This window comes from Rhodococcus tukisamuensis NBRC 100609, assembly GCF_001894985.1.
Taxonomy (GTDB): domain Bacteria; phylum Actinomycetota; class Actinomycetes; order Mycobacteriales; family Mycobacteriaceae; genus Rhodococcus_G; species Rhodococcus_G tukisamuensis.
On the sequence record NZ_BCXG01000029.1, the window covers coordinates 55400 to 61502 of the forward strand.

The following is a 6103-nucleotide window of genomic DNA, read 5'->3' on the forward strand; positions in this document are numbered from 1 at the left end:
GCGTACCGCGAGGTGACGCGCGATCTGCAGTCGGCCTTCGACCGCCAACTGGCCGACGACGCCGGTCTGTCCGGCGCCGATTTCGCTCTCCTGGCACCGCTCTCGGAGTCCGCCGAAGGCGTGCTCCGGACACGCGACCTCGGTCTGCTGGTGGGCTGGGATCGAAGTCGTACATCACATCAGGTCACTCGGATGCAGAAGCGGGGCCTGGTGGTCCGGGAAGACTGTGCTCACGATGCGCGCGGATCGATGGTCCGGTTGACTCCGGACGGACGCGCCGCCATTGAGGCAGCGGCCCCCGAGCATGTGAATACTGTCCGCCGACTGTTCTTCGACCCCTTGTCAGACGAAGAAGTCGACCTTCTCGGTGGGATGCTCGAGCGGCTTCGGGATCGAATCAGCGGCGACGAAGGGCGGTAGTCCTCGTCGAATCAGGGCGCTACTCCCGACGCTCACCGGGCGCGATGATGCTGAGTACCCGTTTGCCGCCGCCATGACGTGTCGCCACGTCTCGGTACGCCTGTCGTACCTCCTCGAGGGGGTACACCTGCGCAATCGGGATGGCGATTTTCCCTTCGGCCGCCATCGTGGCGAGTGCGGCCCACAGGGCGGGGGAGGCGGCTTCTTCCTGTGCGTCGGAGTGCACCCCGTACTTCCGGATGGCGGCCCCGTCGGCGAGGGTGTTGATCCGATCGGGTTCGACACCCAATCCGATGGCGACCTCGACGTTGCCTGCGCCGAACGTGTCGATGTAGGCGTCGATACCGGACGGTGCCGCGGCACCGATGCGGTCGGCGAGGCCTGCGCCGTACTGAACCGGCGTGACGCCGAGCGACCGGAGAAGTGGGAAGTTCTTCTCGCCTGCGGTCCCGATGACCCGAGCGCCACGCAGACGCGCAAGCTGCGCCGCGATGACACCCACACCTCCGGCGGCGGCGGACACGACCACCGTTTCTCCGGACCCGGGTCGCACGGCTTCGACCGCCGCCCACGCAGTGGCCCCGACCCCCGCGATCGTCGCCGCACCCTCCCAGCTCAGCGCCGCCGGCTTCGGTGCGAGCGCGTCGGTACCCACGACCACGAAGTTGGCCTGCGCGGCGCGAGGTGCGAATCCGAGGACAGGATCGCCAATCACGAAGCCTTCCACGCCCTCGCCGACCTCGGCGACGTAGCCGGCGAAATCATTGCCCTGACCTTCGGGAAAGGTTGCGGGCCACATCGCGTGGAAGCGGCCCTCTCGGATTCCGATCTCGCCGGGGTTGAGTGCAGCCGTGACCACCTCGACGACGACCTTGCCGGGTGCTGCGTGGGGACGTTCGACCTCGGCGAGCTGTAGCACTTCGGGTCCGCCGTAGTTCCAGAACTTCACAGCCTTCGGCATCTGAAGTCTCCCTTGTAATTGAGGAGTGAGAACGCATTGATGATGCGCCCGTTGGGGTCACCGAGTCAGCGCCTTACCGGCGCGCACGTTCGAGAGTGCGTTACTCCAGGCAACGACCTGGTCGAAGACCACCCCGAGTGATTCGGCGTGATGGGCGGCCGGCGCGAACTCGCTGAAGTCGATGAAGTCGGTGTGTAACGACAGTGCGACCTGAGCGCGGACATCGGCAACCTGCAGTTCGCCCATCACCAACCGGAGGTGTTCGACCGCGCGCGTGCCGCCGGCGCTGCCGTAGCTGACGAATCCCGCAGCCTTGTTGTTCCATTCCGCGTACAGGAAGTCGATGGCATTCTTCAGTGCCCCGGATGTGGAGTGGTTGTACTCGGGGGTCACGAAGACGAAGCCGTCGAAGGACGCGATTTTGGCCGCCCAGCGTTTGGTGTGCGGCTGGGAGTATCGGCCCATTGACGGTGGCGCGGGCTCGTCGAGGTGCGGCAGGTTGTAGTCCGCGATATCGACGAGTTCGTAATCGGCGTCGCTGCGCTGCTTCGCATGCTCGTAGACCCACTGCGCGACGGGTGCGCCGTTGCGGCCGGGCCGGGTGCTCCCCAGGATGATCGCGATCTTGGTCATTGCTGGTGTCCCTTCCTGAGAGTGCTGGATTCGTCAGAGCTCGCTTGGGCGGGAGTATCGGTAGAAGAACGGTCCGATCTGCCCGGCCAGGGCGCGGGTGAGGCCGGAACTGTCTTCGAGCAAGCGGGCGCCGGGGTCGAGGTCGCCGATGAACACGGGTTCGTAACCGGCGTCCTCGATGAGCTGCTCGGTGCTGGCCCGAGCTGCCTCGTCGGCGGCGAACAGGTTGCCCGGTCGAACGGGTTCGTGTTGGAGCTGGTTGTATGCGGCGGCGAAGTTCGTCGAGAACGACTTCGCCGTCGGACCGCCGATGATCGACTTGATCTGATGGGACAGGGAAGCGAACTCGCTGCCGCGGGTTGAGTAGATGTTGCACGCGTCGATGGTGACCTGCCCGTTCAGGCCGGAAACCCGGTCGAGCGCGTCGTCGATGGAGGCGGCCGGAACGGCTACGACGATGACATCCGCGTTGCTCGCGTCGCCACCGTCACGGCCAAGGGTCCCTACCGTGTGTCCGGCTGCCGTCCAGAGCTTGGCCAGGCCCCCACCGACACGCCCGCGTCCGATGACCGTGATGTTCATGAGTCGGCTTTCGGGAAGCCGCCCAGCTGCTGCATGAGCGAGAAGAGGTTGGCCACGCCCCAGTGTTCGACGATCCTGCCGTCGCGCACCCGCATGGCGTCGACCGTCTCGAACTGGACTTCCCGGCCCGTCGGTTCGACGCCGAGGAAGGCTCCCAGGTGCGTGCCGCGGTAGGTCTTGAAGGTGGTGACGAGGCCCCCGTCGGCCGCCTGCCAGTGGATGTCGGCGTGAAAGTCAGGGAACGCCGTGCGCAGTCGCTGGTAGAGGTCCCGGACGCCCTCTTTTGTCGGGATCATGTTCGGTTGCGGCGTGTGGTCCAGGAAGTCGTCGGCGAAGAGTTGGTCGAAGACCTCGAAATCTCCTCCGCCCTGAACTTCTTCGGTGTTTCGGCGGACGACGGCCTTGGCTGCTTCGCTCACGTCGGTGGACTGCATGGGCTTCTCCGATCCCGTGTTGTGCGGCGCCACCCTCCAGGTTGTTGATGCATCAACGACCCTATTTCCGTGATGTTGATGTGTCAACAAGAAATTGGGCCGGCGACGCAATGAAGTCCGAGCAGCGGGTCGGGTGGTGGAATTCACTTTGGTGCATCGACAGCCGACACGCCTGCGGGGCGGGCGCACCGGCTCCGTCAGCCATCGCGTCCGGTCCGGTTCGTGCCACACCACGCCTTCGGCATAGTTCTCCGCGATGACCGCGGCCCGCCGGGCCGGGTTGGGTTCGTTGAAGACCTCGAGAAGGTTGACTCGCATGAGGTCGGCGGGGGATCCGGTCATGGTGAGTCCTTCCCTGCGGGCATGACGAAGGTCTACGCGGGCTCGCGGCGCAGAGCTGCGGCATTGGCGAAAGCCGATCAGCTCGCAGTAGCGGTCGGCGGAGTGACGGCGGCCGCGAAATTCGGTTGCACGCCCAGCTGGGAGAGCATGACGCTGAGGCCGACGTAGCAGTTGAACTCCTTGACCATGCCGTCTTCGAGATACCAGAAGTCGGCGGTGGGAATGTTGAGCTTGGCGCCGGTCGGCTGTATGACGCCGGCCGGCGTCTCGAACGGCTCGGTGGCGGTGCCCTGGATCGTCAGCTCGACGGCGACGGTGTTGCCCAAGGCATGGAACCGATGGAGCTCGCGGTGGACGTCGGGCGCCAGCTTGGCCATGAAGACGACCTGATCGCCTAGGTGCTCGCCCCGGTAGCTCTCGCCGGCGACGATGTTGTTGAAGACGCCGTCCTCGGCGAACAGGTCCATGAATCCCTGGACGTCGAGGGTGCTGCCCTCGGCCGCTCGGTACGCCGCACGGACCGCAATTTCTGCGTCGGTGGTCATCGCAATCTCCCTCTATGAAAGAAATCAAATGATTGCTTAAGAATGATCCCGACCCTGGGGGATTGTCAAGCAAACAATTCAATTGTTTGGGATTCGGCCTTCTTTGGCCCGGTCGGGACGTCTACTGATGCCCGTGAAACGCCCCGGCCACCACCGGGACGAGCAGCCGCTCGATCTCCTCGGCAGGCGTGGCTGCCAGCTCCGTGCCGATGGGTGCCAGTGCGAGCCAGTTGAGCAGGCCGGCCGCGCATCGCGTGCGGAAGACCAGTTCCTGCTCGTCGACACCGGGAAGGCGGGCAGTCAGCACCTGAACCGCATCCCGGCGGGTCTGCTCAAACTTGCGGGTCAACCGCTCCCACCCCTGCGGCGGATCGATCCCGACGCGCGCCACGGTCCGCATGGCCGCCAGATCCTGCCCGCCCGCAGCGAGTGCACGCACCATCGGCCGGGCGAATGCCGCGGCCAGCTCCGGAAGTGTCGAGGTGGGGTCGAGGGAGCTGAGTGCCTGGATCTGCGCATCCAGATAGCGCTCCAGCGCATGCTCGATCGCTGCGTCGCACAGGGTCTTCAGTGATCCGAAGTGGTAGCTCACCGCAGCGACGTTGACTCCGGCGCTCTCCGTGATCTCGCGGAGTGTCACACCCTCCTGGCCTCGCATTGCGAGCAACTCCAGGGCAGCCGCAAGCAGGCCGTCCCGCGTCCGCTGACCGGCCTCGCGGCGTAGATCTGTCTTTTCTGCCCGCATAGCTGAAGTCAAACAGTCGCTTGATTTTCTTGTCAAACAGTTGCTTGCGAACGGAGGGGCTCCATCGAGATGCCACCTGGATCACCGGCGAGACCCTCACCGCCGAGGGAGAGATGCACACGGACATGGCGCCGCTCGCCATCCCTCTGCTCTGCGGGCGACTGGGCGCAGCGGTGCAAGGCATTGATACGGGATCTGACAATTGCCCTTCTCTCAGCGTCTCGGGACGGGTGGGCGCATGCTGAGTCCATGCACACGTGGGACGACGTGGTCGAGCTCGCTCGGGACCTGCCCGAGGTCGAGGAGAGCACCTGGTATCGGACGCCGGCACTGAAGGTCGCAGGCAAGGGCTTCGCGAGGTTGCGCAGCGAGGCCGAGGGCGGGCTGGTGGTGATGTGCGGACTCGACGAGAAGGCGGCCCTGCTCGACTCCGGCGACCAGGCGTTCTACACCACCGCGCACTACGACGGCTACGGCGCCATCCTGGTGGACCTCGACCGCGTCGACCGTCGGCAACTGCTCGAACTGCTCACCGACGCGTGGCTGATCAAGGCCCCGGCCCGGCTCCGCCCGAGCCTCGGCAAGCGGCGCGGGCGCACCCACTAAACTTGGCGCCCGTGGCCCACCCGATGATTGCCCCGTCCATCCTGTCCGCCGACTTCGCCCGGCTCGCCGAGGAGGCCGCCGCCGTGGCGGGTTCCGACTGGCTGCACGTCGACGTGATGGATGCGCACTTCGTACCGAACCTCACCCTGGGCCTGCCCGTGGTGCAGTCGCTGCTCAAGGCCACCGACATCCCGCTGGACTGCCACCTGATGATCGACAACCCCGGCCGCTGGGCCCCGCCCTACGCCGAGGCCGGTGCCCACAACGTCACCTTCCACGCCGAGGCCACCGACGACCCGATCGCGGTCGCCCGGGACATCCGCGCGGCCGGCGCCAAGGCCGGCCTGTCCGTCAAGCCGGGCACCCCGATCGAGCCGTACCTGGAGATCCTCAAGGAGTTCGACACGCTGCTCGTGATGAGCGTGGAGCCGGGCTTCGGCGGTCAGTCCTTCATGCCGGAGGTGCTGAGCAAGGCGCGCGCCGTCCGCCGCCTGGTGGACTCGGGCGAGCTGACCCTGGTGGTGGAGATCGACGGCGGCATCAACACCGACACCGTCGAGGCCGCCGCCGAGGCCGGTGTCGACTGCTTTGTCGCCGGTTCCGCGGTGTACGGCGCGGCGGACCCGGCCGCGGCGGTGCGGGCACTGCGCGCCCAGGCCGCCTCCGCGTCGCCGCACCTGACGCTCGTCCAGTAGCGTGCCGGCACCCCACGAGCCCACCGCGGCGGAGGCGGCGGCACTGCTCCTCGCCGTCGACGCGTCCGAGCGGGTGCGGGGCACCACCAGTCCCAACCCGCCGGTCGGTGCGGTGATCCTCGACGCCCACGGCGTCGTCG

At 66.6% G+C, this 6103-nt stretch carries 9 protein-coding genes and 1 pseudogene; 4 read left to right on the forward strand and 6 right to left on the reverse strand.

Annotated elements, in window-relative coordinates:
- Nucleotides 1–12: 12 nt before the first annotated feature.
- Entirely contained in the window at nucleotides 13–420 is a 408-nt protein-coding gene (locus RT2_RS21890; protein WP_245709149.1) for a MarR family winged helix-turn-helix transcriptional regulator, read from the forward strand.
- Nucleotides 421–439: 19 nt separating this feature from the next.
- On the opposite strand, the gene RT2_RS21895 is transcribed toward RT2_RS21890, so the two are convergent.
- The 6 genes from RT2_RS21895 to RT2_RS21920 form a co-directional block, all read right to left on the reverse strand.
- On the reverse strand, nucleotides 440–1381 hold the full coding sequence (locus tag RT2_RS21895; protein WP_072846916.1) for an NADP-dependent oxidoreductase: 942 nt from the start codon (nucleotides 1379–1381) through the stop codon (nucleotides 440–442).
- Nucleotides 1382–1438: 57 nt separating this feature from the next.
- Complete coding sequence (locus RT2_RS21900) at nucleotides 1439–2014, reverse strand: NADPH-dependent FMN reductase (protein WP_072846917.1); 576 nt, start codon at nucleotides 2012–2014, stop codon at nucleotides 1439–1441.
- Nucleotides 2015–2047: 33 nt separating this feature from the next.
- Nucleotides 2048–2596 carry an NAD(P)-binding domain-containing protein gene (locus tag RT2_RS21905; protein WP_072846918.1) on the reverse strand — a complete coding sequence of 183 codons (549 nt, stop codon included), beginning with the start codon at nucleotides 2594–2596 and terminating at the stop codon, nucleotides 2048–2050.
- Nucleotides 2593–3372 (reverse strand): ester cyclase, encoded by a 780-nt coding sequence (locus tag RT2_RS26235; protein ID WP_217635577.1) that lies wholly within the window; start codon nucleotides 3370–3372, stop codon nucleotides 2593–2595. The genes RT2_RS21905 and RT2_RS26235 overlap by 4 nt, the downstream gene beginning before the upstream one ends.
- Nucleotides 3373–3449: 77 nt before the next feature.
- Nucleotides 3450–3917, reverse strand: a complete 468-nt coding sequence (locus tag RT2_RS21915; RefSeq protein WP_072846919.1) for an ester cyclase — start codon at nucleotides 3915–3917, stop codon at nucleotides 3450–3452.
- A 121-nt stretch (nucleotides 3918–4038) separates the two neighbouring features.
- On the reverse strand, nucleotides 4039–4662 hold the full coding sequence (locus RT2_RS21920) for a TetR/AcrR family transcriptional regulator (protein ID WP_072846920.1): 624 nt from the start codon (nucleotides 4660–4662) through the stop codon (nucleotides 4039–4041).
- A gap of 249 nt (nucleotides 4663–4911) precedes the next feature.
- Here RT2_RS21920 and RT2_RS21925 point away from each other — a divergent pair, with 249 nt between their 5' ends.
- The 3 genes and pseudogenes from RT2_RS21925 to RT2_RS26640 form a co-directional block, all read left to right on the forward strand.
- Nucleotides 4912–5268, forward strand: coding sequence for an MmcQ/YjbR family DNA-binding protein (locus RT2_RS21925; RefSeq protein WP_072846921.1), 357 nt, complete (start codon nucleotides 4912–4914; stop codon nucleotides 5266–5268).
- 11 nt (nucleotides 5269–5279) lie between these two features.
- Nucleotides 5280–5963 (forward strand): ribulose-phosphate 3-epimerase, encoded by a 684-nt coding sequence (rpe, locus tag RT2_RS21930; RefSeq protein WP_072846931.1) that lies wholly within the window; start codon nucleotides 5280–5282, stop codon nucleotides 5961–5963.
- A gap of 1 nt (nucleotide 5964) precedes the next feature.
- Nucleotides 5965–6103: pseudogene (locus RT2_RS26640) on the forward strand (bifunctional diaminohydroxyphosphoribosylaminopyrimidine deaminase/5-amino-6-(5-phosphoribosylamino)uracil reductase RibD); the annotation flags it as partial.

Coding starts and splice junctions, on each gene's coding strand:
- RT2_RS21895 (WP_072846916.1), bottom strand. CDS start 1,381: ATGCCGAAGGCTGTGAAGTTCTGGAACTACGGCGGACCCGAAGTGCTA.
- RT2_RS21900 (WP_072846917.1), bottom strand. CDS start 2,014: ATGACCAAGATCGCGATCATCCTGGGGAGCACCCGGCCCGGCCGCAAC.
- RT2_RS21905 (WP_072846918.1), bottom strand. CDS start 2,596: ATGAACATCACGGTCATCGGACGCGGGCGTGTCGGTGGGGGCCTGGCC.
- RT2_RS26235 (WP_217635577.1), bottom strand. CDS start 3,372: ATGACCGGATCCCCCGCCGACCTCATGCGAGTCAACCTTCTCGAGGTC.
- RT2_RS21915 (WP_072846919.1), bottom strand. CDS start 3,917: ATGACCACCGACGCAGAAATTGCGGTCCGTGCGGCGTACCGAGCGGCC.
- RT2_RS21920 (WP_072846920.1), bottom strand. CDS start 4,662: ATGCGGGCAGAAAAGACAGATCTACGCCGCGAGGCCGGTCAGCGGACG.
- RT2_RS21925 (WP_072846921.1), top strand. CDS start 4,912: ATGCACACGTGGGACGACGTGGTCGAGCTCGCTCGGGACCTGCCCGAG.